We start from the raw sequence: 26,438 nt of genomic DNA, 5'->3' as shown, positions 1-26,438 counted from the left end.
CGTAACTTCAGTCGCGGTGGATCTGGAACGGCGCCCAGCTCTGGCTCACCGGCATGATCTCGATCGAGTTGATATTCACATGCGGCGGAAGCGCAGCCACCCAGTAGATGCTCTCGGCGATATCCTCGGGCTGCAGCGGATTGGCCCCGGCATAGAGCTTGTCATAGGCCGCCTTGTCGCCACCGGTGCGCACCAGCGTGAATTCGCTCTCCGAGAGGCCCGGCTCGATCGAGGTCACGCGCACGCCGGTGCCCGACAGGTCCGAGCGCAGCCCGAGCGAGAACTGCTGCACGAAGGCTTTCGTCCCGCCATAGACATTGCCGCCCGGATAGGGCCAGTTCGCCGCGATCGAGGCGAGGTTCACGATCAGCCCGCGGCGCGCGATCAGCCGATCCAGCGTGAGCCGCGTCATCACCGCGAGCCCGGTGATGTTGGTGTCGATCATCGCGCGCCAGTCATCCAGATCGCAATCCTGCGCAGGCGCGGTGCCGCGCGCGAGGCCCGCATTGTTGATCAGTGCGTCGATCTGCGCGAAGCCTTCGGGCAGGCTGTCGAGCGCTGCACGCGTTGCGGTCTCGTCGCGGATGTCGAAGCACAGAGGATGCGCGACCTCCGGTCCGCCGAGCGCGTCGACCAGCGCGTCGAGCCGTCCCTGACGGCGCCCGGTCACGATGACCTTCCAGCCCTCATGGGCGAAACGGCGGGCGATGGCGTCGCCGAACCCTGCGGTGGCTCCGGTGATGAGGGCGGTCTTGGTCATGAAGGGGCCTTCCTGTCTTGCTGCCTGTCGGGCCGCGCATCTCGGCGCGGCGGTCGCGGCCAGTCTGTCTTCGTGGTCTGCCGATGCGACAGGGCCAGTCGGGGATTTCCCATGGGGCCAGTCCTGCGCGCCTACTCGGCGATTGTCGCGGCACGATAGGGGCAGGGGGCCGGAACTGCAATTTCACGGGCGCGTGACTGCGTCCCTGTCCCTCGCGCCCCACCAATCAGCTCTCGGGATGCGCGGCGACCAGAGCGGATCGAAGCGCGTTAAGTCTTTGTGCTATCCTCAAGTTCAGGACGCATCGCGATTGGCGTCTCGCGGATCGGAAATGGAAAGGTAGCAAACTCGCATGGCTCTTTGGGTTCTGGCCATCGTCGCCATCGGGCTTTTCGGCCTTTTTGCGAGGCGGCGTCTCGACCTGCGGGCAGACCGGGTCGAGATGGCGCGCCTGAGGGCGTTTCAACCCACCGATCCGCCGCGCTTCTCCGCCGATATGGTGGCCGACCTCCCCGAGCCCGCGCGCCGGTTTTTCACCTTCGCCATCGCGGAGGGGACACCGCTCTACACCGTCGCCCGGTTGGAGATGCAGGGGCGGTTCGGCATGGGGGACAAATCCGCCCCCGGCTACATGCCGATGCGCGCCACGCAGGTCCTCGCCGCGCCGCATGGCTTCGTCTGGGCGATGTCGGGCGGGGCCAGTGGGATGCGTCTCAGCGGTTCCGACAGCGCGAAATGGACCCGGTTCTGGATCGCGGGGCTCGCTCCCGTGGCCCGGTTCGGCGGCAGCGCGGATCACAAACGCTCCGCCTTCGGGCGCTACGTGGCCGAGGCGGTGTTCTGGGCGCCCGCCGCAGTGCTGCCCGGCCCGAATGTGACGTGGGAGCCGGTCTCCGCGAACATCGCCCGAATGACGATGCGCCATGACGGGTTGGAGCAGGCGGTCGACCTCACCGTCGCCGAGGATGGCCGCCCCGAGCAGGTCCGCTTCCAGCGCTGGAGCAATGCGAACCCGCAAAAGCGCCACCGGCTTCAGCCCTTCGGCGGCTATCTCTCGGAGTTTCGCGACCTCGAGGGCTTTCGGCTGCCGACTCATGTGGAGGCGGGGAACGACTTCGAGAGTGAGGCCTATTTCCCGTTCTACATCGCCGATGTCACCGACATCCGCTTTCTCAAGTGACTGCGCCTACCCGTGCCTCATGGCCGCGCCTCTCCGGGGATCACTTCGGTCACGGCGCCTTCGCGCGTGAACATCATGTCGCGCTTCCACCAGACGACGATCGCGGCGACGCCCACCAGAATCCACGTGTCCCAAGGCTGCGCATCCGGCCAGAACGGGTTGATGAGCTGCCAGTGGAACAGCATCGGCAACAGAAGGCTGCCCCGCGCCGCGTTGAAGATCGGCGTGACCAGAACCGCGAGGGTGATATTGCCGATGAAGAAGGGCAGGAAGCTCCATTGCGCGAAGACCACCCCGGCGAGGTAGAAGGCGGGCAGGTGCCAGACGCCCCAGATCGCGCCGATCAGCACGCCCGCCCAGAACGGGGCGACATGGCGCTGCAACAGCGGTTGCGCGACGCCGCGCCAGCCGAACTCCTCGATCGGGCCGAGAAGCAGCATCATGAACATCAGGCTGACCATCGCGCCTACGCCCTCGGGCGGTTTCGGTGCGAGGAGGGGGCCGCCCTTGATCGTTGAGCCGATCATGTAAACGAGCGGGATCACGAGCAGGATGAAACCCCACCACGGCGCGGGACAGCGCCAGATCAGAAGCCGCGACAGGAACCTGCGCAATCCGCCTAGCCCGGCGGTGGCCACGACCACCGTGAAAGCCGCGATGGCCGGGGCCCAGGTGGCCAGAAAGAAGAGCGGATGCGCGCCGCTGATCTGGCCGAACCGCGCGGCCATGGCGTCAGGCCAGAAGATGTAGCTGCCGATCACGCCCCAGGTGATCGCGAAGGTTAGCGCGAGAAAGGCGAGCAATGCGCGCGCCGTGGATGCCGGGGTCGGGTGTTCGCGAGCAACAGACATTGGGGCGGCCTTGGAGCGTGACGTCAGGAAGCGCGTCACCGTCGCCGTTTTCCGCGCGGATTTCCTTGTTCTGGGTCAACTGGATCAACCCTCGAACGTCCGCGACAGTCTAAGGGGCCATGAAGCGCCGCCGCGCTTCCACCGCGATGTTGTAGCGCTGCTCCAGATCGGCGATCAGCGCCATCGCGACGCGCTTGGCATCCTCGCCCTCGGCCTCCCGGTAGCTCTCTTTGGCGGCCTCCAGCAGCTTCTTGAGCTTGAACTCCTCGGGCAGCGCGCCGGCTTCGGCCATGATGCGCGACGCCACGGCTGTCGCCATATCGGTGAAGGCCTCGCCCGAGCGATCCGGAAGCGGTTTGCCCTCGCCGGAAAGCCCGCTCAACTGCCCCTCCGCGAGGGCCTTCTGGATTTGCCGCTCGACGAGGCGGTTCAAGGATTGGGTCATGCGACGGTCCTGCCTGTTCCGGCGCCGCGAGAAGTGCGGCACTGCCGCGAGCATAGCGCGCTTAGAGCGATGCGAACACTCAGACTTCTGTGCGAAACCTGTGAAAGGACGGTGCGCAGGCTCAGGCCGGTCGCGCGAATTGCGGCAGAACCCAAAGACCGTCCGAGGCCGCCGCGCCCACCTGCAACTCGCATCCATAGGTGCGACTGAGGACCGGCCCGCGCATCACCGCCTCGGGCGGCCCATGCGCCTCGATCCGGCCTTCGCGCATCAGCACCATCTCGTCGGCCAGCTGCGCCGAGAGGTTGAGGTCATGCATCACCGCGACCACGCCGCCGCCCGCATCGGCGAAGCGCCGCAGGATCGCCATCACCTCGAGCTGATGCGCGATATCGAGGCTCGCGACCGGCTCGTCGACCAGAAGCCAGCGCGGCCCGGCATGGCTGACCGGCTGCCAGACCTGCGCCCGCACCCGCGCCAGATGGGCGCGGGCCTGCTGGCCGCCCGACAGCGACTGGATCGGGCGATGGGCCAGATCGCTCAGCCCGACCTCGGCTAAAGCGGCGGACACGATTTCGGGGTGATCCGCCTCGATCCCGGCATGCAGCCCCATCCCCACCACTTCGGCCACGGTGAAGGGAAAGGCGACGCTGTTCGATTGCTCCAGCACGGCGCGCAGCGCGGCCAGCCGCCAGGCGGGCGTCTGCGCGATCTCGTGGCCTTGCAGGGTGATCCGTCCGCGATAGGGCAGCGCCCCGGAGGCCGCTTGCACCAGCGTGGATTTGCCCGAGCCGTTCGGGCCGAGGATCACCGTCACCGCGCCCGGTTGGGCGGTCAGCGAGAGGCCGTGCAACACGTCGCTACGGCCCCGCGCGACATGCAGGTCGGAAATCTCCAGCATGTTCAGACCCCTCCCAATCCCTGACGGCGGATCAGGATCCACAAGAAGACCGGCGCGCCCAGAATGGCGGTGACGATCCCGATGGGCAGTTCCGCGGGCGCGACCACCAGCCGCGCGATCAGATCAGCGAGCACGAGAAGCGCCGCGCCGAGGAGGGCCGCATCCACCAGCAGCGTCTTGTGATCCGGCCCGCCCGCAAACCGCAGCAGATGCGGCACCACGATGCCCACGAAGCCGATCCCGCCCGCCATCGCGACCGCGGCCCCCGCCAACGCCGCGACGCCGATCACCGCGCGATGCTTGAGCCGCTCGATATCGTGACCCATATGCGCCGCCGTCGCCTCGCCGAGTGCCAGCGCGTTCAGCCCGCGCGCAAGCCGCGGGGTCAGGAGCAGCGCAGGCCCGATCAGCAGCCCGCCGACCAGCAGCTTCATGTCGCTCGCGCCTGCCAGCGACCCCATGCCCCAGAATGTCAGGTCGCGCAGCTGCGCGTCATCGGCGAGATAGGTCAGGATGCCGGTCAGCGCCCCCGCCAGCGCGGCCAGCGCGATCCCGGCCAGAAGCAGCGTCGCGATGGAGACCTGACCGCCCCGGCTGGCAACCCGGTAGAGCAGCAGCGTGGCCGTCCACGCCCCGCCGAAGGCCGCGACCGGCACCAGCCATGTGCCGAAAAAGGCGGCGATAGTAGCGGGGAGGAAACCGCTCAGCACGATCATCGCGACGGCGCCGAGGCCCGCGCCCGCGCCGACGCCGATGATGCCCGGATCGGCGAGCGGGTTGCGAAACAACCCCTGCATCACCGCGCCCGCGACCGCGAGCGCCGCCCCGACCATCAGCCCCATGGCCAGCCGCGGCAGCCTGATGTCGAGCAGCACGACGCGGTCGCGGGTCGAGATTTCTTCGCCGGTCAGCCATTGGCCCAGCACCTGCGGCAGCGAGACCCCCGCCGCCCCGGTCCCGAGCGACAGGGCCGCCGCGATCACCAGCAGCGCGATGAGCCCGAGCCGCAGCGGCGGGCACGGGCGGCGCATGGCGTCGGGCAGGGCGAGGGAGGTCATCGCCATCGCCTCAGTCCTCGGCCTCGGGATAAAGCGCCGCATGCAGAGCTTGCGCGGCCTGCGGCGTGCGCGGCCCGAAGCCCAGAAGAAGCATCCCGTCCATCGCGACCAGCGCGCCGCCTCTGGCTGCGCGGGTCTGCCCCAGCGCGGGGTGGGCGAGGATGTCGCGCTTTGTCACCGCCATCTCGCCCTCGCGATCCATCGTCAGGATCACATCCGGATCGGCGGCAAGGATCGCCTCGTCGGTTACGGGCTTGTATCCCGCGAACCCAGTCGCGGCATTCACCCCGCCCGCAAGCTCGATGATTGCCTCTGCCGAGGAGCCGTCGTCCCCTGCCATGACGCGGCCGTTCTGCAGAGACAGCACGAAAAGCACCCGCTTGGGCGTTGCGACAGCGCCCGCCGATTTGCGCACCGCGTCCATCTCGGCGTCGAAACTGGCGGTGAGCCGTTCGGCTGCCTCTTCGCGATCAAGCGCGGTGCCGACCACCGCGATCTTCTCGCGCACGCCTTGCACGCTCGGATCGCCCGGCAGCGCGACGAAATCGACGCCCGCCGCCTTCAGCGTCTCGACCGCCTCGGGCGGACCCGCCGTGGCTTCGGCGAGGATCAGGTCGGGGTCGAGCGCCAGCACACCTTCCGCCGAGAGCGCGCGGACATAGCCCACATCGGGCAGCTCGGTGATGCGCTCGGGATATTGCGAGGTGGTGTCGCGCGCGACGAGCCGGTCCTCCGCGCCAAGGGCCACGACGATCTCGGTCACGGCCCCGCCGAGCGAGATCACGCGGGCGGGCTCGGCCAGTGCGGGGCCGGCGGTGAGAATGGCTGCGATCAGGGCAAAACGCTTCATGCCTGACCCTCCAGACGCGGCAGCGCGCGGATCGTCGCGTTGAACACCTCGACCCCGCCATCCTTGCGCGAGGCGAAGATCTGCATGATCAGCGCGCCGTGCCTGTCGAAGGCCTCGAGGCTGAGCGCGGGGCCGTTCTTCGTCGGCTTGTCGACCAGCCAGACCTCGGCGATGTGGTCGCCGCGCAGATGCAGGTTGAAGCGTGGGTCGAGCACGTTGATCCACGGGCCCATCGGCTTCACCGTCTCGATCGTGCCGCCATGGATCTCGATGCAGCCCGCATTGCCGACGAAGATCATCAGCGGAGTTTGATCGGCGGCGCAACGGGTCAGCAGCGCCTCGACCGCATCGGGGGCCATCTCTGTGGCATAGGGCGTGCCCGCGATGCGATAGGCCCCGAGCCGGTTCATCTTCAGCTTCGAGACCAGCCGCAGGAACTGATGCGTGTCGGTCAGCTTGTCCCATTCCGCGCGCAGGGTCTCGGCCTTCTCGGGCAGCGATTTCGCGGCCTCGATGCGCGCACGCGGCGCAAGGTCGAGCTGATCCGACTGTTCGGGCAGGCGCAGCTCCGCGACGAGCGCGTGGAAGGCCGCCACGTCGCTCTCGGGTTTCAGATGCACCTTGTGGATCGCATCGCCCGCGCGGTCGAACACCTGGATCGAGCGTTTGTCGCCATCCTCCAGCGCGAAGGCATGGGCCCAATGCTGCGCGAAGAGACGCAGGTCGATCTCCTTGCCGAGCACCATCTGAGCATGCGCGCCCGAGTGATACTCTTCGTACGTGCCGCGCCGCTCGATCACGCAGCTCTCGTTGCGGGTCAGCGCCATCACGTCGCCAAGCGCGGTCAGGCGCGGCATGATCGCATCGGGATGGGCTTCGATCGCGGTGGCGGTGGTGCCGATCTGGGCGGCGACCAGTTCGGCCTCCGCGATGCCATGCTGAGTGGCAAAATCGCGCGCGCGCATCTCGGGGCGCTCGGCGCGGAGTGCGCGGATACCTTCGGGGGAAAGCTGTTGGGGCAGGGTGCCGTCTGCGGGCATGGGGAGTCCTCTCGTCGTTTTCGCAAAGGGCGCGAATCTGGCGAGAGGGCGGGGCCTCGAGCTGGGCGCGGATGGGATCAAATATATCTCAGGAATATACTTGACTAGTTTTGTCGGATTCTCTAGCTGGTCACATCATCGAGATCAAGACAGTTTCTGCGCTGCCAGCGTCACGCCAGCCCCATGCAGACCACAAAGGGGACACTCATGGCTACGACGCCTCGCGCCGCGCGGATGCGGCTTTTCACGACAGTTACCAGCCTCGCGCTGATCGCCGCCGCAGGTCCGGCACTCGCGCAGGAGAGCGGGTCCGATGACGGCTACACGATGCTGGGCCGCCTGATCTATGGCTGGGGCACGCCGAAAGTGGCGATCGACACGCCGCAGGCGGTGACGGTGATCGACCAGCAGGACCTCGACGAGGAACAGCCCCGCACGATGGGCGATCTGTTTGCCGACGTGCCGGGCGTGCAGGCGGCGGGCGCCTCGGCGCGGATGCTGGGGCAGGCCTTCAATATCCGCGGCATCGGCAATGCCGAGCAGACCGGCAGCCAGAACCGCATCATCATCACCGTCGACGGCGCGGTGAAATTCTTCGAGCAGTATCGCACCGGCTCCTTCTTCGGCGATCCGGAGCTTTACAAGCGCGTCGAAGTGCTGCGCGGTCCGGCCTCGTCGACCATGTATGGCTCGGGCGCGATCGGCGGCGTGGTGAATTTCACCACCAAGGACGCGACCGATTTCATCCCCGAGGGGCAGACCGGCGCGGTGCGGCTCAAGGGCGCGTATGACAGCAATGGCGACGGCAAGATCGGCACGGCGACCTATGCCCAGAAGCTGGGCGAGGATGCGGATATGCTGTTCAGCTACTCGCAGGGCGCGTCCGACGACATGGAAGACGGCGCGGGCGAGACGATCCCGGCAACGGCTGGCGATCGCTGGTCGGCGCTGCTGAAATCCAACTACTATTTCGGCGAGAACCGCGATCAGCGCCTGACCTTTTCGGCCTCGCGCACCGATAGCGACCTGAAGGATGCGGCCGTCGCGCAGACCGGTGGGTCGCTGGCCTCGGCTTTCGGTACCTCGGATCTGCATGCGATCGACGACACGCTCAGCCTTACCTATGCCAATGAAGGCGTGGGCAACCCGTGGCTCGATCTCGAAGCGCAGCTGAGCTACTCGAAAACCTCGACGGAGCGCGACAATTTCTCGCTCGGGATGATGTGTTCGGCGGGTCGTTTCTCGGTGCTCTGCCCGAATACGGCAAGTTACGAGACCACCGCGCTCAAGCTCGAGAACACCGTCGAGATGTCGCGCGGCGCGTGGGAGAATTACCTCACCTTCGGCACGCAGCTTTCGCATCAGAACCGCTACGCGAATTCCTCGGTGGGCGAACCCGCCTTCCACCCCGGTGGCACCGAAGACAAGCTGGGCCTCTATGTGCAGGGCGAATTCGTCTGGAACGACAAGCTGACGATCACGCCGGGCCTGCGCGTGGACCGGGCGTGGCTCTCGCCCGATGCGGCGGCGGCGGCCCAAGGCGGCACCGATCAGGATGGCACGGCGGTCTCGCCGAAGATCGCGGCGCTTTATCAGTTCAACGACACCTGGGGCGTCTTCGGCTCGCTCGCGCGGACCGAGCGGATGCCGACGCTGGACGAGCTCTATCAGACCGACGGGATCGGGGCGGCGGGCCGCACCGCGAGCCTCAATCTCGACAAGGAGAAAGCCACGACAGTCGAGCTGGGTGTGACCTATCAGACCTCGGGCCTTCTGTCGGAGGGCGACAGCCTTTCCGCGAAAGCCACGCTGTTCCACAACGATCTGACCGATCTGATCGCGGCCAACCCCTCCGGCTCGGTCGGCGTACCCTATTTCCGCAATGTCGACTCGGCGAAAATCTGGGGCGGCGAGATCGAGGCGTCTTACGAGGCCGATCGCTGGTTCGGGCAGCTCGCCTATTCCAAGGTGAAATCCAAGGACGAGGCGACGGGCCAGACCCTCACCGACACGCCGGCCGAGAATATCGCGCTGACGTTGGGGGCGAAATTCCCCGATCAGGGCGTGCGCGCGGGCTGGCGCGTGCAGGGCTTCAGCGGGATAGAGACGGCGTCCGCCTCGACCTCCGCGCCGGGCTACGCCACGCATGACCTCTTCGTCAGCTGGCAACCCGAACGGCTCGCCGGGATCGAGGTGAACCTGACGGTCGAGAACGTCTTCGACCGCGAGTATCGCAACAACCTCTCGCTCGACAATGCACCGGGCCGGAACGTGAAACTCGCTGTCGCCAAGGCCTTCACATGGTGAGGGCGGCGCTTCTGACACTGCTTTGCGCGTGCCTCCCTCATGGCATCTCCGCGCAGGGCGCGCACCGGCTCAGCTTGACGCTGGCCGGGGCAACCGAGGCCGAGGACGCTTGCCGGTTGAGTTTTCTGGCCGAGAACGGGCTGGGGAGCGATCTCGGCGCGCTGGTGGTGGAGGCGGTGATCTTCACCCGCGCGGGCGGGGTGGAGCGGCTGTTGCTCCTCGATTTCCGCGACCTGCCCGCAGGCAAGCCCCGCGTGCGGCAATTCGATCTGGCCGGGCTGCGCTGCGAGGCGCTTGGCCAGATTCTGATCAATGGCGTCGAGACCTGCGAGGGCGGGGACGAAGCGGCCTGCGCGAGCGCTCTGGAAACCGGCTCGCGCGTCGACGGAACGGAGGTGACGGGATGATCTCTCTTGCGGCAATCCAACAGGGTTTGAACGATTTCGTCGCACTGGGCGGCTGGGTCGTGGCGCTGCTGCTGTGTGTTTCGGTGATCGCCGGGGCGGCGGTGCTGTGGAAGCTCTGGCACCTGATGAGCCTGCGGATCGGTGCTCACGCGCCGTTGGAGACCGCGCTCGACCTGTGGCAGGCGGGCCAGCGCGGGGCGGCGCGCCAGAGCCTTGCGCAAGCCCGTGGTCCGCTGGCCGAGCTGACCCGCCGCGCGATGGCGGCCCCCGAGCCGCAGGCGCTGCGGCCCCGCCTGCAGACGGAGACCGAAATCCAAGCCGCCCGCAGCGAGGCCGGGATGCGGCTGCTGGACGCCATCGCGCAGACCGCGCCGCTGCTGGGCCTGTTCGGCACGGTTCTGGGCATGATCGAAGCCTTCCAGACGCTGCAGAGCGCAGGCGCTTCGGTCGATCCGGCGCAGCTTGCGGGCGGTATCTGGGTGGCGCTTCTGACCACCGCGCTCGGCCTCGGGATCGCGATGCCGGTCTCGCTGTTTCTGTCCTTCGTCGAGAGCCGCATCGCCCGTGAAAGCCAGAGTGCCGCGCTGATGATCGAGGCGCTCTGCGGCCCGGCGCTGCCCGAGGGCGCACCTGCCCGGGCCGAACTCAATCGCGCTGTGCAAACCGCCGGAGAGTGACATGCGCAAGCCGCTTCGCCGCCGCAGCCTGTCGATGACCTCGCTGATCGACGTGATCTTCCTGCTGCTGATGTTCTTCATGCTGGCCTCGAGCTTTTCGCGCATGACCGAACTGCCGATCGCGGCGCGCGGGGCAGGGAGCGCGGCTGCGCCCGAGAGCAAGCTGGCTTTCCTCAAGCTCGGACCCGAGCGGATCAGCCTGAACGGCAAGGTGCTGGACTTGGACGCGCTGGAGGCGGCCCTGCGAGACGGTTTCGCGCAGACCCCGCCGCGGCTGCTGGTCAGCCTCGATCCTGACACGTCGAGCCAGCGGCTGGCCGATCTGCTGGTGAGGCTGCGCGCGGTGCCGGGGCTGCAAGCGGAGGTGCTGGGATGAGCACCCGTTTCACCCGCCGCCGGAGCGAGCCGATCCTGACCCTGATCAACGTGGTCTTCCTGCTGCTGGCCTTCTTTCTCGTGGCCGGCACGCTCGCCGCGCGCCCGCCCGCCGACCTGCAACTGCTCGCATTGCCGGAAGGCGCTCGCGCGCCCGAGCCGGGCCGGGTGGCGCTGAGCGCGCAGGGCGACATTCTCTGGCCCGAGGGCGTCGCGGATGCGTCCGCCTTCATCGCGCAGCTTCCGCCCGAGGCAGGCGGCGTGGCCCGTATCCTGCCCGATCGCGCGGCGCCCGCGCCCGCGCTCGTGGCGCTGGCCCGCGATCTCAGCGCGGCCGGGGCGCAGGGCATCCGCCTCGTGGCCGAACGGGGAGAGGCGCCATGACCCGGGGCGCGCTCATCGCCTGCGCGGCGCTTGCGGTCTCGGCCGGGCTGCACGCGCTGGGACTGGCGCAGACGCCTGTCGCCGCACCGGACCTGCCGCCCGCAGGCGGGCAGGTCGCGCAGGAGGCCCCGCTTCTGGGCAATGATTTCGCCGATCTCGCGGCAGGACGCGCGACGCCGGTTGTGCCGGAGCGCGCCGAACCGATTGCCCGCAAGGTCACGCGCCCGGTGCAGCCGGAGACGCCCACCACACCAGATGCGGCAAGCCCGTCCGCGCCCACAGCGCCGGACCGTCTCGCCGCCGTCACCCCCACGCCCGAGACTCTGCGCGCCGAGAGCGCGCTCGCCCCGCAGCAAAGCCAGCGCCCCGAGGCGCGCCCCGAACGCCCCGCGCCGCAGCAGGTCGCCAAGCCCAGCAAACAGGCCCACAGCGAAGCGAGGCCCACACCCCCAAGCAACGCGGGAAATGCCGCCCGCGATGCCCGGCGCGGCACCTCGCAAGGCGTGGCCAAGGCGCGCAACACCGCCGATAAAGGCCAGCCCGCCAAGGCCCCCAGTGCCGCCCGCTCCGGTCAATCGCCCCGGCAATACGCGGCCTCGGTGATCCGCAAGATCCAGTCCACGCCGAAGCGACGCGGGCAGGGCCGGGGGCGCGCGGTGGTGGGCTTCGTGATCTCCGCAAGCGGGCGGTTGAGCACGGTGCGCATCCTGCGCGGCTCCGGCTCCTCGGGCCTCGATGCGGCGGCGCTCGACCACGTCCGCCGGGCCGCGCCGTTCCCGCCCCCGCCGAAGCCGGGAATGAAGTTCTCCTTCGAATTCATCGCCCGCGGCTAAGGCTCCGACCCTCAAACGACCCGGAGGGCAACTCGCTCAGGAAAAACCGGATTCATCCGGTAAAACAGAGCTTTGCGCGGCGCTCTTGCCAGCGCTTGAATTCCGTATCGCGTGGTCGCATTCTCGACGGCGAAGGGTGGAAAGCCATGTCGGAGACACTGTCGGCACTGGGCGGAATCGGGTTGTTCCTGCTCGGCATGAAGATAATGACCGAGGCGCTGCGCGAAGCGGCAGGCGCGAACCTGCGCCGCCTGCTGGCACGGTTCACCACCACGCCGCTTAAAGGCGTCGCGAGCGGCTTGGTCACGACGGCAGTGATCCAGTCTTCCTCAGCGACCACGGTGATGACGGTCGGCTTCGTCGGCGCGGGGCTGCTGAGCTTCACGCAGGCGCTCGGCGTGATCTACGGCGCCAATATCGGCACCACCGTCACCGGCTGGATCGTGTCGCTGGTCGGCTTCAAGCTGAAGCTCGGCGCGGTGGCGATGGGCCTGTTGTTCTTCGCGAGCCTGACGCTGTTTCTCTCGCATGGTCGCGCGGCGCGCATCGGGCGCGTGCTTGCGGGCTTCTGCCTGCTCTTCATCGGGCTCGACATGATGCAACAGGGCATGTCGGGGGCCGCGGACTGGATCACGGTGGAGCGCATCCCCGGTACCGGAGTGGGCGGCTTGCTCGCGATGGCGGCGCTGGGGCTGGCGGTCACGGTGGTGATGCAATCCTCCTCGGCGGCCATCGCGGTGGTTCTGGTGCTGGTCAGCAACGGCGCGCTGCCGCTGATTCAGGCGGCGGCGGCGGTGATCGGGATGAACCTCGGCACGACCTTCACCGCGCTGATCGCGGCCTTCGGGGGATCGCGGGCGATGCAGCAGACGGCGATTGCGAACCTGCTGTTCAATTGCGGGACGATGGTGATCGCCTTTCCACTGCTGCAGCTGATCGCGGGCCCGCTGGAGGCGCTGGCCGCGCGCACCGGAGTGGATACCGCGCTGGTGCTGTTTCACACCGGCTTCAACCTGCTGGGGACGCTGGTCTTTCTGCCCGTCACACGCCAATTCGCCACGCTCGTCGCCAAACTGCGCCCCGATCTGGGCGGGCGCGCGCCGCCGGAACTGGACCGCCACCTGCTGAGCGACGAGGGCGCGGCGATGCAATCGGCCCATGCGATGGTGATCTGGGCCGCGCGCGAGGTCTTCTCGGCCTATTCGCTGGCCATCGGCCCTGCGCGCGACCTGCGGCGGATGTCGGCACTGGGCCCGCGGGTCGGGATCGCGCTCGATGAGCTGAAGGATTACATGGCGCAGGTTTCGGTCCCGCGCGACAAGCCCACCGAGGCCGCCGCCTTCGCAGCCCTGATGCATCAGGCTGACCATCTGGTGCGTCTGGTGGAGCAGGCCGAACATCGCGGCTATATCGCGATCCTGCTGCGCGGCAAGATCACGCCGCGGCCCGCGCAATGGTTCGCCGCCTGCCTTTCGCCCGAACGTCCGCTCGATCTGCCGCAGATCGGGGCGCGCATGGCGCTGATGGCCGCGCCGGTTGCCCATCGCTTCGCACGGCACCGGCGCGGGCTTCTGCTTGGTGAGCATGTCGGGCTTTATTCGATGCAGGAGACGTTTCAGGCGACCGATGCGATGCGCTGGTTCACGCGGATCATGCACAACGTCCAACGCGTCGGGGAATATGAGCGCGAGGTGCGCAGCAATCTGGGGCACGGCGCGGTTTCCGCCCCCGAGGCAGAGCAGTCGCCTGCTGCCGAGCTCGCCTGATGATATCCCGAAGCGGGCCGACTTGCTTCGCTCATGCGGCATGGCGCGCGCATCCCACAGTGCCCCGTCACTTACCCACGGAGGGTCCGTCTAGGGGCTTTGGGGCATCCCGAAGTGGATGACGTATCGACCTGCCATCCAAAAATTAGATCCACAACGTTCGTCGAGAATAGCCATATGCAGATCGAGCACGTGGTCCCGCGCTTTCTCCGCCGCAGTCAGCCAGATCGAATAGGTAGAAACCCAACAATCGACGTGACGAAGCGCACGCTCGCGCTCCACGAGGGGAGAGGAGCACCTTCAGAAATTCCGGGAAGAGCATCAGGATCGCCGTCTCGATGCCACATGTCGGGCGATTGCTTCAACCTGTACCGCCCGGCGTGAACGCTGCCCGGGCGCCAGTCTCGGCCGGTTGAATGACCCGGGGCTGCTCAGCCAAGCGTTACTCCCGAGCGCGAGATGGCAGCCAGCGGGAAGCAGTCTCAGCCCGCGGATCGGACGGCGTCGAGAATTCGGTTCTCCGCGTCTCTCAGGCCGCGCTGGGGCGATTTTCCGTTGAAGACGATGTCGTGGATTTCTTCCCCGAGCGTGCGTTCGATCAGGTTGAATTCCGGCACCGGCGGGCGCGCCCAGGTCACCAGCTCGTTCTTGCGCGCCATGCGGTCGACCATGCTGACGATGGGGGAGGAGGCCAGCGCCTCCGGGTCGGCGCAGACCGAGAAGCGCGGCGCCACGGGGAAGCCGTTCTTCACGTGCTCTTTCATGGCTTCGGGCGAGACCATCCAAGCAATCGCGTCGATGATCTGCTTTTGCCGCGCGGGTTCGACATAGGCGGGGATCGTCAGAAGGAAGCCGCCGATCGGGGCAGACACGCGACGCATCCGGCGCGACGGTGGCGGCAAGTAGGCCACACGCCGGGCAACGCGGGAGCTCAGTTCATGCTCGAAGCGCGCCGCGCGCATCGTCCAGCAATAGGCAAGTGCGGTCTGACCCGACATGAAGTAGTGGATCCGCCGTTCCCAATCCATCGTCGCGATGTCGGGGGGAGAAACCTCGACGAGCTGCTTCATGTATTCGATCACTTCGAGCGCATCCTCGGTATCGATCTGAAGCTTCAGCTTCTCGAACGTGTCGAAGCTCCAGCTCTCCTGATTGCGCAGCGGCATATCGATGACCGTAGTCCGGCAGGCTGCGAGGAAGAACATGAAGGAGTTCGCAATGGGCATGCCGCGCTGCCCGTTCCACGCGATGCCGTAGAAGTCGTCCTGCGGGTTATGGAATTCCCGCGCGGCGGCGATGGTCTCGTCGAAGGTCTTCGGATAGGCGAGGCCGCGGCTCTCGAACAGATCCTTGCGGGCCGCGAGAATTTCGATCGTGCAATAGAGCGGGATGCCGTATTGCGTCCCTTTCCAGTTGCCAGTCCCCCAGACCGAGGGATGGAAATCCAGCGCGTTGATGGCGGCATCCGAGATGAGATCGTCCAGCGGGGCGAGCTCCCCACGCTCCGCGAATTCCCCGAGCCACGGCATGTTCATCGCGACGACGTCATAGCGCGGCGACTTCTCGGACAGGGTGCGCCGCGTATTGGTATAGAGGTCGGGCAGGCGCTGAAGATCGAAGCTGCTGCGCTTGCCGAAATCGTTGCGGAAATCGGACCACATGTTGCGCATGGCGATGAAGTAGTTGTCGTCGTTCAGCAGGAACTTGATATCGCCAAGGTTGATCGAGGAGATGTCCTCCCCGCGCACGGGGGAGATGATCTGCGAGGCGAAATAGCTGCCGCCGAAATAGTATTCGCTGGTCTCCATCCCGCGCCGCAAACCGAAGGTCTTCGCCAGATGCCCCTTCACGTAAGTGGCGTAGTCCATGAAGGTATTGAGCAGGGTGTCGGAGGGTTCGAGGAAATGCGTCTTCAGCCCGTTGCCGCGCGGCACCTGCCGGATCAGACCGTCCTCGATCATCTTCAGGATCATGCGGTTGCCGGTGCTGTAGGGCACATCGGCGAGGCTGATCAGGCCCGACTTGTCGATCGGGCTCACACGCAGATGCGCGTCGACCAGTTCGAGCGTGATGTTGAAATACACGTCCGGTTTGCCACCGGGCATGTTTGCGTCGAAGGGCGCACGAAGCTGCCGGAGGAAATCGACGATCCGGGACAACTCGTGACTTGTGAGTTCAGCATCCTGAGGTTGCATAGCCTCCGAATGCTGCTCCGCCAATTTCATCTTGTCGACAACTTTTCCTGCCATTTCACCAATGCGAAGAAATCTTCGTCCTGCATGCCCGCGTTCGAGGCGCTTCTATAAAGCTCGAGGATCAGGCCAGTTGTCATCAGCGGCACGCTGTTGCGTCGGGCGGCTTCGCTGATGAGTGTGAAATCCTTGATCATCTGAGACACTGTGAAGGCGGGCGTGAAGTCATCTTCGACGACCGGCTTCTGCTTATATTTGAACAGGGGCGAGGCCACTGCGCTTTCGCAAATTACATCCATCATATCGGCTCGGGTCAGGCCGCCGCTGGCACCGATCGCCAAGGCTTCGGAGAGCACCGCGGACGAGGCGCCGACCAGAGTGTTCAAAACGAGCTTCATGTAGCGCGCTTCTTCTCCGTTTCCGAGGAAAAATTGCCGGGCCGAGAGTTTGCGGATGTAGGGGAGCGCTTCGTCCCAGCCCGCGCGGTCGCCCGAGGCGAGCACGGTGAGCGCGGCATTCGCGGCCATGTCGGTGCTGCCGGAAAGCGGCGCTCTGACATAGTTGATTTTCTTGGCTGCGAGAACCTTCGCAACGCTTTCGGAGCATTCGGGGGAGACCGTGCTCATCTCGACCAGCGTCGCGCCCGCGGGCAAGGTGGTTGCGAGGCCTGCGTCATCTCCATTGCCGACGACATCCAGCAAAGCCTGATCGTTCGGCAGCGTCGAGAAGACGATACCTGCTCCCGCGAAATCCGAGATCGACGCGGCCTCGGATGCGCCCAATGCGGTCAGCCGATCGCGGCTGTCCTTCGCCGGATCGGAGACAAGAAGTTTCGCGCCACTCGCTACGAGGTTGCGCGCCATGGGGCCGCCCATTTTGCCCACGCCGATCCAGCCAAGCGTCTGCTGCGTATCGATCTGATCAGTGTCTGCCACCTGGGTCTGGCTCATGCTTATATCTCCCACTTATGTGTTGGGCCGACATTACGTCGCCAAAACGGTGGTGATGGATGTAATTTATCCGAAGCGGAAATTTTTCTGCAGTGATGGCCGGATTGGTTTGTTACGAATCGTCGCAGCCAAATGGCGATCTCGATGTCGGGGTGATCCCGGCAGACCCAGAGGATCGCGAGACTTGGAAAGGGAGGAAAAGCTTTGAAAGCTGTTCGTTTTCACGGAGCGAAGGACATCCGCGTCGAGGATGTCGAAGAACCGTCGAGCAAACTGGCGCCGGATGACGTTCTGGTCGCGCCGATCGTGACCGGCATCTGCGGCACAGATCTTCACGAATATATCGCGGGGCCGATCGTTACCCCGTCCGAACCGCATATCTATACCGGCGCGTCCAACCCGCAGATTCTTGGCCATGAATTCTCCGCCAAGGTTCTCGCAGTGGGCGACGAGGTCAGCAATGTCACGGTGGGCGAGCGCATTTCGGTCCAGCCGCTCGTGGCGCCACGCAATGACTACTATGGCAAGCGCGGCCTCTATCACCTCTCGCCGCAACTGGGCTGCATCGGCCTGAGCTGGGCCTGGGGCGGCATGGGCGAGAAAGCCGTCATCAAGGATTACAACGCTCAATCCGTGCCCGAGGGGCTGACGGATGATCAGGCCGCGATGATCGAGCCGGCTGCGGTGGCGCTTTACGGCGTGGATCGCGGCGGCGTCGAGGCGGGCTCGACCGTTCTCGTCTCGGGTGCCGGTCCGATCGGCGCGCTGACGGTGTTGTCGGCCCGTGCGGCGGGTGCGAGCACGATCATCGTGTCGGAACCGAACCCGAACCGTCGCCGGATCATCTCGGAAATTGCGCCCTATGCGCATGTCGTCGACCCGCGCAGCGGCGAGCTGCCGACCGTCGTCGGCGATCTGACCGAAGAGGGTGTCGGCGTCGACGTCGCGCTCGAATGTGTCGGGCTCGAAGCCTCGCTCAACGCCTGCGCCGAAGCGGTGCGCCGCCAGGGCAAGGTCGTGCAGGTGGGCCTGCACATGAAACCCGCCAGCATCGACGCGATGCTCTGGGCGCTCAAGGACATCTCGGTCGAAGCGACCTGGTGCTACCCGACGCAAATCTGGCCCCGGATCGGCCGCATGGTCGCCTCGGGCAATTTCCCGATCGAGAAAGTCATCACCTCGCGGATCGCGGCGGAAGATGTCGTCGACAAGGGCTTCGAGGCGCTTCTCGATCCTGCCGGGGAACATCTGAAAATTCTCGTCACGACCTGACGAAACGGAACTGCAAGAAAGGGGCGAAGACCCATGGCTGAACAGAATATTGCGTTGATTGTCGGGGCGACCGGCCTCTCGGGTAGCTACACCGCGCGCGAATTGAAATCTCACGGCTGGACGGTCGTGACGGTGTCGCGCAGCGATGTCGATCTCGAGTGGTCCGACCGGCACATTGCCGCAGACCTGACCGATGCGGAAGCCAGCAAGGCCGCGCTGGCTGCGGCCAAGGACGTGACGCATGTGTTCTATTGCACCTGGTCGCGTCAGGCCAACGAGGAAGAGAATGTCCGCGTGAACGGGATGATGGTGCGCAACCTCTTCGAGGGGATCGCAGGCGCGCCGATCAAGCACGGCGCGCTGGTGACGGGCCTCAAGCATTACCTCGGTTCGTTCGACGATTACGCCAAGGTCACGCCCTACACGCCCTTCCTCGAATCGAGCCCGCGTCTGCCGGGGCCGAACTTCTACTACGCGCAGGAAGATGTGCTGCTGGAGATGGCCGAGAAATACGGCTTCACCTGGTCGGTCCACCGCCCGCATACGATGATCGGCTTTACCGTCGGCAACTACATGAACATGGCAGTGACGCTCGCGGTCTATGCCTCGATCTGCAAGCACACCGGCAAGCCGTTCCTCTATCCCGGTTCGCCCGAGCAATATAACGCGGTCACCGACGTGACCGACGCGCGCATCCTCGCCAAACAGTTCTACTGGGCCGCGACGACGCCGGAAGCTGCGAACACGCCCTTCAATACCGCAAATGGCGATGTCTTCCGCTGGACTTGGCTCTGGGCGCGGATCGCCGAGTATTTCGGCCTCGAGGTCGCGGAATACCCCGGTCACACGACGCCGCTCGAAGAGCAGATGGCGGATGCGCCCGCAATCTGGTCGGAGATGGTGGCTCAATATGGGCTGCAGGACATCCCTGTGACCAAGCTGGCTTCGTGGTGGCACAGCGACGCCGATCTCGGCCGCGAGCTGGAATGCTTCACCGACATGACCAACAGCCGGAAGCTGGGTTTCGACGCCTATCAGAGCACGCCCGACAGCTTCTTCGACGTGTTCGAAGAGCTGCGCGCGCGCAAGATCATTCCGGCCGGAAACTGAGGAGACCACAATGCATTACGTGATCCATTGCCTCGACCATGACGGTGCCGTCGACAAGCGGCTGGCCAATTACGAGGACCACAAGGCCTATCTGGCTCAGGCGCCGGTGAAGACGGTGATCTCGGGCCCGCTTCTGGCGGATGACGAAGAGACCATGATCGGCAGCTGCTTCGTGCTGGAGGCCGACAGCCTCGCAGAGGTCGAAGACTTCAACCGCAACGACCCCTTCGCGAAGGTCGGTCTGTGGAAGTCCGTCTCGATCCGTCCGTTCTCCAAGCGCGTGGACAACCGCTGATGTCGGGGCCGGTCAAAATCGCCCTCGTGGGCATGGGATGGTGGGGGCAGAAGATGCTCGCCGTTCTGTCGAGCGCCCCCGACGACATCACGGTCGTCCGCGCGGTGGAGCCGAATATGGATGCGGTGCGCGATCTCTGCGCCGAGAAGAGCGTGACGCTCAGCGCGGATTACGCCGATGCGCTGAACGATCCCGAGGTCGAGGCCGTCGTGCTGGCGACGCCGCACTCGCTGCACACGGATCAGATCGCCAAGGCCGTCGCGGCAGGCAAGCATGTCTTCTGCGAAAAGCCGCTCGCGCTCACCGCTGAAGAAGCCGCCCGTTCGGTCGCGCTTTGCGCCGAGGCTGGGTTGGTTCTCGGCATGGGCCATGAGCGCCGCTGGGAGCCGCCGATCGCCGAGATGCTGGCGAAGGCCGATGCGGGTGAGTTAGGCCGTATCCAGCAAATCGAGGCCAATTTCAGCCACGACAAATTCGTCGGCATGGACCCGAGCAACTGGCGCGTTCAGGCGAGCGAAGCACCCGCAGGCGGCATGACCGCGACGGGCATCCACCTGCTCGATCTGTCGGTCCGCCTTCTGGGCCGCGCGGAAAGCGTGCTGTGCATCTGTGAGCAGCTGTCTTCGGAACTGCCGCAGGGCGACACGGTCGCGGCCTATGTGAAATTCGCCGGGGGCGGGACCTCCTACGTGTCGGCTTCGCTGTCGAACCCGTTCATGTCCCGCTTCACGGTCTACGGCTCGAAAGGCTGGATCGACATCCGCGACAAGGCGCATGTCGAGGCGCCCGACGGCTGGATCGTGACCTCGGCCATGGCTGGCGGGCCGATCGAGACCGTCGAGATCGGCAAGGCCGAGCCCGTGAAGGACAACCTGGTGAGTTTCGCCCGCGCCGTGCGCGGACAGGAAACCTACCCGATCACCGCCGATCATCTGGTCGACAATATCGCGCTGCTCGAGGCGGTCTTCGCCTCCTCCCGCAGCGGTCAAATCGAACGCGTGGCGCAACCCGCCGCAGCGAAAGTTGGAGCCTGACATGAAAGCCCTGATCTTCGACGAACCGAACAAGCCCATCGTGACGCAGGTGCAGACGCCCGGCATCACGGACAACGAGGTGCTAATCCAGTCGCGCCGCGTTGGGATTTGCCACTCAGATTACGAGCTGCTGGCCGGTCAATACATCATCCCGATTTCCTATCCGGTCGTTCCGGGCCACGAATGGGTCGGCGAAGTCGTCGAGGTCGGGAAGAATGTCGACGGGCTCAAGCCCGGGGATCGTGTGGTCGGCGAATGCGTGATCAACACGCCCGAGCGCATCCACCACTTCGGCTTCTCGATGGACGGTGCGGATCGCGAATTCTTCGCCGCGCGCCCCGAATGGCTGCACAAGCTGCCCGACGCGGTCGATGACGCAAAAGGCGCGCTGATCGAACCCTTCACCTGCGGGTATTACGCGGTGCTGCGCCATGGCGGCGTCTGCGCGGCGGATACGGTCGTCGTCTCGGGCGGCGGCACGATCGGCCTTGTCTCGGCAGCCGCCGCGATCGGCATGGGCGCTCGCGTGATCGTGGTCGATCCGGTGCCGCTTCGCCGCGAGATCGCGATGAAGCTCGGTGCGGACGGCACGATCGATCCGACCAACGGCGACCCGATCGAAGCGGTGCAGGAGATGACCAAGGGCGGCGCCGATCTGGTGGTCGAATGTGCGGGCCATCCGGCCTCGCTGGCCAATGTCTTCGACTATGCCCGCGACGACGGGGATGTCTCGATGGTCGGCATCAATATCGGCCAGAAATTCCCGGTCGAGCTGGGCAAGATCCAGATCAAGAACCTCAACGTGAAAGGCTGCATCGGCTCGCCCGGCGTCTGGCCGGCAGCGATCCGGTTCCTGGAGCGCACCGGGCTCGATCTCTCGCCGATCCAGACCCACAGCTACAACATCGATGACGCGATGACCGCGCTGGAGCTGGGCAAGTCGCCCGACAAGGCGGTCAAGGTCACCTTGGAAATCAGCTGAGACGCGACGCGAGGGAGGAGGAGAAAACATGGCTGAGACGACGCCGCATAGCTTCGGAGGTTCGATGGGACTTTCTTCGATGTCCCTGTCGAAGGGCTTCGTCACCATCGTCGCCTCGACGCTGGCGCTCATCCTCCTTTGCATCATCTTCGCACCCTCGGCGGTCACCGCCGGGTCGCTGATGGGCAGCCTACCTTTCGCGGCGGTGCTTGGCATCGTCGGGCTCGGCCAGATGCTGGTGGTGCAGCAGGGCGGCTTCGATCTGTCGGTGCCGGGCTCGGTATCGCTCGCGGTTGTGATCGCGACCCACATGCCCAATGGGCAGGACGCAGGGCTTCTGCCCGCCCTGATCATCGCGGTCGGCTTCGCGCTCGCCGCGGGGGTGCTCAACGGCATCATGGTCGCCTATTTCCGCCTGAACGCGATCGTCGCGACCATCGGGATGAACGCGCTTCTGTTCTCGGCGGTCTTCGCGATCTCGGGCGGCGTGCCGCGGATCACGACGAACCTGCTGGCCCATATCGCGGGCGGTCAGACCCTGGGTATTCCCCATTCGGTGCTGTTCGCCCTCGCCATTCTGGCCCTCGTGTCGTTCGGCCTGAAAAAGACGGTGGCTGGCCGTCGCTTCGAGGCGATCGGGGCCAACCCCAAGGCGGCCCGCGCGGCGGGTCTGAGCGTCAAACCATATCAGGCGATGGCCTATGTGGCGGCGCAGATCCTTTACTGCACCGCGGGCATCCTGATCGCAGGCATCACCCGCGAACCCACGGCATTTCAGGGCAACAGCCTGCTTCTGCCCTCGGTCGCCGTGGTGGTGCTGGCTGGGACCTCGCTTCTGGGAGGGCGCGGCTTTCCGATCTCGGTCGTCATCGCCGCCTTCTTTCTCAACCAGCTCAGCCAGTTCGCTCTGTCGATCGGTGTGCCGTATTCGGCGCAGACCATCGTGCAGGCGCTCGCTCTTGTATTCGGCATCGGGGTCTACTCGATCGAATGGACGACCCGTTTCAAGAAAGAACAGACAAGTTCTACAGAGGAGGAGAACCATGAAACTGTCTAATCTGAAAGGATGCGCTGCCTATATGGCGCTGGGGCTTGGAATTGCCCTTTCGGCCTCGGCGGCCAGCGCAGAGGACGCACCCTCCTGGTGCGGCCCGAACAAGGCCTCGCTGGCGCTGCTCGACGGTTTCGGGGGCAATAGCTGGCGTCTGGTGACCACCGCTTCGGGCAAGGAGGAAGCCGCGAAGTGTCCGAGCATCACCGACTACTACTATGCCGACGGTCAGGGCGACACGCAGAAGGCGATCTCCGACATCAACTCGATGGCGGCACGCGGTGTCGATGCGATGGTCGTCTTCGGCGATGCCGGCCCGGCAATCCTGCCCGCGCTGACCAAAGCCTACCGCTCGGGCGCGGTCGTCGTGCCCTACCGCGTGAATGTCGGCGGTGAGGCCGGCAAGAACTACACCCGCTTCGTCGGTGCAGATTTCGTCTATGACGGCGAAAGCTGGGGCAAGTGGATCAAGGAGAACTTCCCGGACGGCGCGAACATCCTGTTCCTGTCGGGCCCGGCGGGCAACAGCCAGGGTCTGGACGAGCTCAAGGGGATGAAGAACATCCTCGACGACAGCTACAAGTTCCTGAACCCGGACCCCTTCGCGGTCACCAACTGGGACCCGTCCCTGACGCAGCAGGTTCTGTCGGCCGCCATCGCGCAGCATGACAATATCGACGTCATCGTGTCCGACTTCGGTCCGTCGCTCGTGGGCGCGCTGCCGGTGTTTGCGAACTTCGATCGCTCGATCCCGGCGCTCGCGACGTCCGACGGCAACTCGCTCGGCTGCTTCTGGGAGAAGACCCACGCCGACAACCCCGATTTCAAGCTCTTCACGGTCGCGACCGGCAACGACAACGTTCGTCTCGCCGTGCAATGGGCGATCGCGGAAGCGACCGGTGGCACCCCGCCGTCGGAGGAAATCTTCAAGGCGCCGAACTTCGAGGACTCGACCGATGGGGATCCGAACCCCGTCCAGTGTCGCTCGGATCTGCCCGGCGCGATCTATCTCTCTGCTCAGCTTTCGGGTGACGAGCAGGCGAAGGCCGTCGGCCAGTAACCTCCCCCTGTCTCCGGGCGGCGCGATCCGCCCGGAGACTGCCGCGCCAACCCCCTCAGATCGGCGGAACTAAACGGATGATAGCATTGGCTGAAATCGAACCGATGGAGAAGGCGGACGGACTCCGCGAAACGTCAACGGGCACCCCCGTGATCCGCTTGCGCGGTGTGTCCAAATCCTTCGGGGCGGTCCGCGCCCTGAGCGACGTGAGCGTCGACATTCACGCGGGCGAAGTGCACGCGATCCTGGGCGAGAACGGGGCCGGGAAATCGACCCTGATGAACCTGATCACCGGCGTTCTGCAGCCCAGCACCGGCCGGATCGAATTTGACGGGCGGGACGTGATGCCGCTCTCGCCGGAAAGCTCGTCGGCGCTTGGCGTCGCGATCTCCTATCAGCACCCGGCGATCCTGCCCGACATGACGGTGCTCGAGAACCTGCAGGTGTCACTGCCTGCCTCTGTGTTCCAGGGCGACCGCAAGGACCGCGTCGGCCAGCGTCTGCTGGAAGAGGTCGGCCTTGAGGTGCCGCTGAACGCGCGTGTCGATACGCTGACCATCGCGCAGAAACACCTGCTGGAACTGGCGAAAGCGCTCGCCGTCCAGCCCCGTGTGCTTATTTTGGATGAACCGACGGCCGCGCTCGATCAGGACGCGACGGATATGCTGTTCGCGAAGGTGCGGGCGCTGAAAGCCTCCGGCACCGCCGTCATCTATATCACCCACCGTCTGGCCGAGTTGCGTCAGATCGCGGATCGCGTGACCGTGCTGCGCGATGGACGTCACCGGGGCAGCGCGCCTGCGAGCGAGATCAGCAATTCCCAACTTCTGGATCTGATCGTCGGCCGCCGTCTTGCCTCTGCCTTCCCGCCGAAATGCGCCGACGCCAATCCACCGATCAATTTCGAGGTCGAAGGCCTCAGCGGGCGCAAATTCTCGGACGTGTCCTTCTCGTTCGGGCGCGGCCAGATCATCGGCGTCGCCGGTGTCGAGGGCAACGGCCAGTCCGATCTGATGCGCGCCTTGGTCGGCCTTCAGCCCCATCGCGGCGCGATCAAGCTTCATGGCCGGACGCTCGCATCGAAAGAGCTGAAACACGCGGCGGCTTTCATGCCGTCGGATCGCCACTCGGAAGGCCTCGCTGCGGATTTGACGATCCGGGAAAACGCGACCTTCGCCTCGCTCGACAAATATGCCTCGAGCGGCGTGCTGGATCGCAGCAAGGAAATGCGGAAAGTGCAGGAGGTGTTCTCCTCGCTGGCGGTGAAGGCCGCAGGCGTCGAGGCGAAGGTCTCCCAACTTTCGGGCGGCAACCAGCAGAAGATCGTGATGTCCCGCGCGCTTTTGTCGGAGCCGGGCTTCATCGTGGCCGACGAACCCACGCAGGGCGTCGATGTCGGCGCGCGCTTCGAGATCTACCGGATCCTGCGCGAAGTCTCCGATGCAGGCACCCCGGTTATCGTCAACTCCTCGGATGCGGCGGAACTGGAAGGGCTGTGCGACATCGTTCTGGTCATGTCGCGGGGCCGCATCGTCGAGACGCTGCGCGGTGACGACATCACCGAGGCCCGTATCGTCGGGGCTGCGGTCGAGGCCGATACGCATGCCCATCACGTCGATGAAGAGCATCAGGCGAAAGAGGGCTTCGGCGCGAAGCTGCGCCATTTCGTGCAAACCGATAACGCGACGATCGTGCCGCTCGCGCTGGTGACGGTGCTGCTCGCGTTGTTCGTAAGTGCGCAGAACGAGAATTACCTGTCGTCCTTCAACGTCTCGAATATCCTGATCCTCGCGACCGCGCTCGGCTTCATCGCCTTGGGGCAGACCATCGCCCTGCTGATGGGGGGGATCGACCTGTCGGTCGGGCCGCTCGCCGGTTTCCTTGTGGTGATCGGGTCTTTCTTCATCAACGATGGCAGCCCGGCCCCGACGATGGCGCTCGGTTTCGCACTGATGTTCGGCGCGGCGATCGTGGTCGGCTTGATCAACGGCGTGCTGATCCGGTTTGCCAACTTTACCCCCATCGCAGCCACACTGGCGATGTTCATCGGCTTGCAGGGCATGAGCTTCGTGCTGCGTGAGGGGCCGGGCGGCTACATCTCCTTCGACGTGATCGACACGCTCACCCGGAGCTTCGGCCCGGTGCCGGTCGCCTTCGTGGTGATGATCGCGATCGCCATCGCGATGGAGCTGGGTCTGCGCCGCAAGCGGGCGGGGTGGCAGCTTCGGGCGATCGGTTCTCATGAAGAATCCGCGCGGCGGATCGGTATACGCACGGATCGGACCTTCGTGCTCGGCTATATCGCCGTGTCGCTGCTGACCGCACTTGGTGCGATCATGCTGATGGCGCAGATCGGCGTCGGCGACCCGGCGCAAGGCGTGAACTACACGCTGGGCAGCATCACCGCGGTCGTGCTGGGCGGCACCAGCCTTCTCGGCGGGCGCGGCACTTTCATCGGCTCGCTGCTGGGCGCGGTGCTTCTGACCGAAGTGCTCAACGCCGTGTCCTTCCTCGGTCTGTCGCAGGCCTACCAATATGGCTTCCAGGGGGTGCTGATCCTCGTGGCGGCGCTCATCTACACGACCGCGCGTCGGCGCCGCGAGGAGTAACCTCGCGGCCCACGCTGGCTCAATTCAACGCCTCGTCTGTGCGAGGCGC

25 protein-coding genes are annotated in these 26,438 nt (G+C 65.7%); 16 read left to right on the top strand and 9 right to left on the bottom strand.

Going from position 1 to position 26,438, the window contains the following annotated elements:
• Positions 1–7: 7 nt before the first annotated feature.
• A complete protein-coding gene (locus AKL02_RS13080) occupies positions 8–760 on the bottom strand; it encodes an SDR family NAD(P)-dependent oxidoreductase (protein ID WP_083078919.1) in 753 nt (250 codons plus the stop codon).
• Positions 761–1,112: 352 nt separating this feature from the next.
• Here AKL02_RS13080 and AKL02_RS13075 point away from each other — a divergent pair, with 352 nt between their 5' ends.
• Entirely contained in the window at positions 1,113–1,940 is an 828-nt protein-coding gene (locus tag AKL02_RS13075; protein ID WP_083078918.1) for a DUF6544 family protein, read from the top strand.
• A gap of 17 nt (positions 1,941–1,957) precedes the next feature.
• Here the strand turns inward: AKL02_RS13075 and AKL02_RS13070 are convergent, their stop codons facing one another.
• From AKL02_RS13070 to AKL02_RS13045, 6 genes are all read right to left on the bottom strand, one after another.
• Positions 1,958–2,791 (bottom strand): CPBP family intramembrane glutamic endopeptidase, encoded by an 834-nt coding sequence (locus AKL02_RS13070; RefSeq protein WP_083078917.1) that lies wholly within the window; start codon positions 2,789–2,791, stop codon positions 1,958–1,960.
• A 109-nt stretch (positions 2,792–2,900) separates the two neighbouring features.
• Positions 2,901–3,236 carry a DnaJ family domain-containing protein gene (locus AKL02_RS13065; RefSeq protein ID WP_078547572.1) on the bottom strand — a complete coding sequence of 112 codons (336 nt, stop codon included), beginning with the start codon at positions 3,234–3,236 and terminating at the stop codon, positions 2,901–2,903.
• Positions 3,237–3,357: 121 nt separating this feature from the next.
• The gene (locus tag AKL02_RS13060) at positions 3,358–4,137 is read right to left on the bottom strand and encodes a heme ABC transporter ATP-binding protein (RefSeq protein ID WP_083078916.1); all 780 of its coding nucleotides are present in this window, start codon (positions 4,135–4,137) and stop codon (positions 3,358–3,360) included.
• Positions 4,138–4,139: 2 nt separating this feature from the next.
• Positions 4,140–5,201: a FecCD family ABC transporter permease gene (locus AKL02_RS13055; protein ID WP_108722408.1), complete on the bottom strand. Its 1,062-nt coding sequence runs from the start codon at positions 5,199–5,201 to the stop codon at positions 4,140–4,142.
• Between the two features lie 4 nt (positions 5,202–5,205).
• Positions 5,206–6,045, bottom strand: coding sequence for a heme/hemin ABC transporter substrate-binding protein (locus AKL02_RS13050; protein ID WP_083078914.1), 840 nt, complete (start codon positions 6,043–6,045; stop codon positions 5,206–5,208).
• Complete coding sequence (locus AKL02_RS13045) at positions 6,042–7,085, bottom strand: hemin-degrading factor (protein ID WP_108722407.1); 1,044 nt, start codon at positions 7,083–7,085, stop codon at positions 6,042–6,044. The genes AKL02_RS13050 and AKL02_RS13045 overlap by 4 nt, the downstream gene beginning before the upstream one ends.
• A gap of 207 nt (positions 7,086–7,292) precedes the next feature.
• On the opposite strand from AKL02_RS13045, the gene AKL02_RS13040 reads away from it, so the two are divergent.
• The 7 genes from AKL02_RS13040 (at position 7,293) to AKL02_RS13010 (ending at position 13,834) form a co-directional block, all read left to right on the top strand.
• Complete coding sequence (locus AKL02_RS13040) at positions 7,293–9,392, top strand: TonB-dependent receptor, heme/hemoglobin family (RefSeq protein ID WP_083078913.1); 2,100 nt, start codon at positions 7,293–7,295, stop codon at positions 9,390–9,392.
• A 116-nt stretch (positions 9,393–9,508) separates the two neighbouring features.
• Positions 9,509–9,799, top strand: coding sequence for a hypothetical protein (locus AKL02_RS13035; RefSeq protein WP_133051979.1), 291 nt, complete (start codon positions 9,509–9,511; stop codon positions 9,797–9,799).
• Positions 9,796–10,476: a MotA/TolQ/ExbB proton channel family protein gene (locus AKL02_RS13030; RefSeq protein ID WP_083078911.1), complete on the top strand. Its 681-nt coding sequence runs from the start codon at positions 9,796–9,798 to the stop codon at positions 10,474–10,476. Before AKL02_RS13035 ends, AKL02_RS13030 begins: the two co-directional genes overlap by 4 nt.
• 1 nt (position 10,477) lies before the next feature.
• The gene (locus AKL02_RS13025; protein ID WP_232621616.1) at positions 10,478–10,852 is read left to right on the top strand and encodes an ExbD/TolR family protein; all 375 of its coding nucleotides are present in this window, start codon (positions 10,478–10,480) and stop codon (positions 10,850–10,852) included.
• On the top strand, positions 10,849–11,235 hold the full coding sequence (locus tag AKL02_RS13020) for an ExbD/TolR family protein (RefSeq protein WP_083078910.1): 387 nt from the start codon (positions 10,849–10,851) through the stop codon (positions 11,233–11,235). Before AKL02_RS13025 ends, AKL02_RS13020 begins: the two co-directional genes overlap by 4 nt.
• Positions 11,232–12,068 (top strand): TonB family protein, encoded by an 837-nt coding sequence (locus AKL02_RS13015; protein WP_083078909.1) that lies wholly within the window; start codon positions 11,232–11,234, stop codon positions 12,066–12,068. The genes AKL02_RS13020 and AKL02_RS13015 overlap by 4 nt, the downstream gene beginning before the upstream one ends.
• Before the next feature lie 146 nt (positions 12,069–12,214).
• Entirely contained in the window at positions 12,215–13,834 is a 1,620-nt protein-coding gene (locus tag AKL02_RS13010) for a Na/Pi cotransporter family protein (RefSeq protein WP_083078908.1), read from the top strand.
• A 482-nt stretch (positions 13,835–14,316) separates the two neighbouring features.
• Here AKL02_RS13010 and AKL02_RS13005 read toward each other — a convergent pair whose 3' ends face one another.
• Positions 14,317–16,029 carry an extracellular solute-binding protein gene (locus tag AKL02_RS13005; protein WP_165757010.1) on the bottom strand — a complete coding sequence of 571 codons (1,713 nt, stop codon included), beginning with the start codon at positions 16,027–16,029 and terminating at the stop codon, positions 14,317–14,319.
• Between the two features lie 26 nt (positions 16,030–16,055).
• On the bottom strand, positions 16,056–16,976 hold the full coding sequence (locus AKL02_RS13000; protein ID WP_083078906.1) for an NAD(P)-dependent oxidoreductase: 921 nt from the start codon (positions 16,974–16,976) through the stop codon (positions 16,056–16,058).
• 204 nt (positions 16,977–17,180) lie between these two features.
• Between AKL02_RS13000 and AKL02_RS12995 the strand changes: the two genes are divergently transcribed.
• The 8 genes from AKL02_RS12995 to AKL02_RS12960 all read left to right on the top strand — a co-directional run bounded on the left by AKL02_RS12995 (position 17,181) and on the right by AKL02_RS12960 (position 26,389).
• Entirely contained in the window at positions 17,181–18,248 is a 1,068-nt protein-coding gene (locus tag AKL02_RS12995) for a 2,3-butanediol dehydrogenase (RefSeq protein WP_078547546.1), read from the top strand.
• A 33-nt stretch (positions 18,249–18,281) separates the two neighbouring features.
• Positions 18,282–19,358: an SDR family oxidoreductase gene (locus AKL02_RS12990; protein ID WP_083078905.1), complete on the top strand. Its 1,077-nt coding sequence runs from the start codon at positions 18,282–18,284 to the stop codon at positions 19,356–19,358.
• A 10-nt stretch (positions 19,359–19,368) separates the two neighbouring features.
• Complete coding sequence (locus tag AKL02_RS12985; protein WP_038067927.1) at positions 19,369–19,653, top strand: YciI family protein; 285 nt, start codon at positions 19,369–19,371, stop codon at positions 19,651–19,653.
• The gene (locus tag AKL02_RS12980; RefSeq protein ID WP_078601805.1) at positions 19,653–20,687 is read left to right on the top strand and encodes a Gfo/Idh/MocA family protein; all 1,035 of its coding nucleotides are present in this window, start codon (positions 19,653–19,655) and stop codon (positions 20,685–20,687) included. The genes AKL02_RS12985 and AKL02_RS12980 overlap by 1 nt, the downstream gene beginning before the upstream one ends.
• A 1-nt stretch (position 20,688) precedes the next feature.
• The gene (locus tag AKL02_RS12975; RefSeq protein ID WP_083078904.1) at positions 20,689–21,669 is read left to right on the top strand and encodes a zinc-dependent alcohol dehydrogenase; all 981 of its coding nucleotides are present in this window, start codon (positions 20,689–20,691) and stop codon (positions 21,667–21,669) included.
• Between the two features lie 28 nt (positions 21,670–21,697).
• Positions 21,698–22,726 carry an ABC transporter permease gene (locus tag AKL02_RS12970; protein ID WP_198453188.1) on the top strand — a complete coding sequence of 343 codons (1,029 nt, stop codon included), beginning with the start codon at positions 21,698–21,700 and terminating at the stop codon, positions 22,724–22,726.
• A complete protein-coding gene (locus AKL02_RS12965) occupies positions 22,713–23,780 on the top strand; it encodes a substrate-binding domain-containing protein (protein ID WP_078522954.1) in 1,068 nt (355 codons plus the stop codon). Before AKL02_RS12970 ends, AKL02_RS12965 begins: the two co-directional genes overlap by 14 nt.
• 86 nt (positions 23,781–23,866) lie before the next feature.
• Positions 23,867–26,389, top strand: a complete 2,523-nt coding sequence (locus AKL02_RS12960; protein WP_198453187.1) for an ATP-binding cassette domain-containing protein — start codon at positions 23,867–23,869, stop codon at positions 26,387–26,389.
• Positions 26,390–26,438 lie beyond the last annotated feature (49 nt).

It is taken from the genome of Thioclava electrotropha, from assembly GCF_002085925.2.
In the GTDB taxonomy this organism is placed as follows: domain Bacteria; phylum Pseudomonadota; class Alphaproteobacteria; order Rhodobacterales; family Rhodobacteraceae; genus Thioclava; species Thioclava electrotropha.
Note: the sequence above shows the minus strand (reverse complement) of the source record. Positions and strands in the feature narration are given on the sequence as shown.

Excerpts from the sequence above, each read along its gene's own strand:
- AKL02_RS13080 (WP_083078919.1), bottom strand. The coding sequence starts at position 760 with ATGACCAAGACCGCCCTCATCACCGGAGCCACCGCAGGGTTCGGCGAC.
- AKL02_RS13070 (WP_083078917.1), bottom strand. The coding sequence starts at position 2,791 with ATGTCTGTTGCTCGCGAACACCCGACCCCGGCATCCACGGCGCGCGCA.
- AKL02_RS13030 (WP_083078911.1), top strand. The coding sequence starts at position 9,796 with ATGATCTCTCTTGCGGCAATCCAACAGGGTTTGAACGATTTCGTCGCA.
- AKL02_RS13065 (WP_078547572.1), bottom strand. The coding sequence starts at position 3,236 with ATGACCCAATCCTTGAACCGCCTCGTCGAGCGGCAAATCCAGAAGGCC.
- AKL02_RS12965 (WP_078522954.1), top strand. The coding sequence starts at position 22,713 with ATGAAACTGTCTAATCTGAAAGGATGCGCTGCCTATATGGCGCTGGGG.
- AKL02_RS13075 (WP_083078918.1), top strand. The coding sequence starts at position 1,113 with ATGGCTCTTTGGGTTCTGGCCATCGTCGCCATCGGGCTTTTCGGCCTT.
- AKL02_RS13055 (WP_108722408.1), bottom strand. The coding sequence starts at position 5,201 with ATGGCGATGACCTCCCTCGCCCTGCCCGACGCCATGCGCCGCCCGTGC.
- AKL02_RS13020 (WP_083078910.1), top strand. The coding sequence starts at position 10,849 with ATGAGCACCCGTTTCACCCGCCGCCGGAGCGAGCCGATCCTGACCCTG.
- AKL02_RS13000 (WP_083078906.1), bottom strand. The coding sequence starts at position 16,976 with ATGAGCCAGACCCAGGTGGCAGACACTGATCAGATCGATACGCAGCAG.
- AKL02_RS13045 (WP_108722407.1), bottom strand. The coding sequence starts at position 7,085 with ATGCCCGCAGACGGCACCCTGCCCCAACAGCTTTCCCCCGAAGGTATC.
- AKL02_RS13010 (WP_083078908.1), top strand. The coding sequence starts at position 12,215 with ATGTCGGAGACACTGTCGGCACTGGGCGGAATCGGGTTGTTCCTGCTC.
- AKL02_RS13015 (WP_083078909.1), top strand. The coding sequence starts at position 11,232 with ATGACCCGGGGCGCGCTCATCGCCTGCGCGGCGCTTGCGGTCTCGGCC.
- AKL02_RS12985 (WP_038067927.1), top strand. The coding sequence starts at position 19,369 with ATGCATTACGTGATCCATTGCCTCGACCATGACGGTGCCGTCGACAAG.
- AKL02_RS12970 (WP_198453188.1), top strand. The coding sequence starts at position 21,698 with ATGGCTGAGACGACGCCGCATAGCTTCGGAGGTTCGATGGGACTTTCT.
- AKL02_RS12990 (WP_083078905.1), top strand. The coding sequence starts at position 18,282 with ATGGCTGAACAGAATATTGCGTTGATTGTCGGGGCGACCGGCCTCTCG.
- AKL02_RS12980 (WP_078601805.1), top strand. The coding sequence starts at position 19,653 with ATGTCGGGGCCGGTCAAAATCGCCCTCGTGGGCATGGGATGGTGGGGG.
- AKL02_RS13005 (WP_165757010.1), bottom strand. The coding sequence starts at position 16,029 with ATGCAACCTCAGGATGCTGAACTCACAAGTCACGAGTTGTCCCGGATC.
- AKL02_RS13060 (WP_083078916.1), bottom strand. The coding sequence starts at position 4,137 with ATGCTGGAGATTTCCGACCTGCATGTCGCGCGGGGCCGTAGCGACGTG.
- AKL02_RS13050 (WP_083078914.1), bottom strand. The coding sequence starts at position 6,045 with ATGAAGCGTTTTGCCCTGATCGCAGCCATTCTCACCGCCGGCCCCGCA.
- AKL02_RS13040 (WP_083078913.1), top strand. The coding sequence starts at position 7,293 with ATGGCTACGACGCCTCGCGCCGCGCGGATGCGGCTTTTCACGACAGTT.
- AKL02_RS13025 (WP_232621616.1), top strand. The coding sequence starts at position 10,478 with ATGCGCAAGCCGCTTCGCCGCCGCAGCCTGTCGATGACCTCGCTGATC.
- AKL02_RS12975 (WP_083078904.1), top strand. The coding sequence starts at position 20,689 with ATGAAAGCCCTGATCTTCGACGAACCGAACAAGCCCATCGTGACGCAG.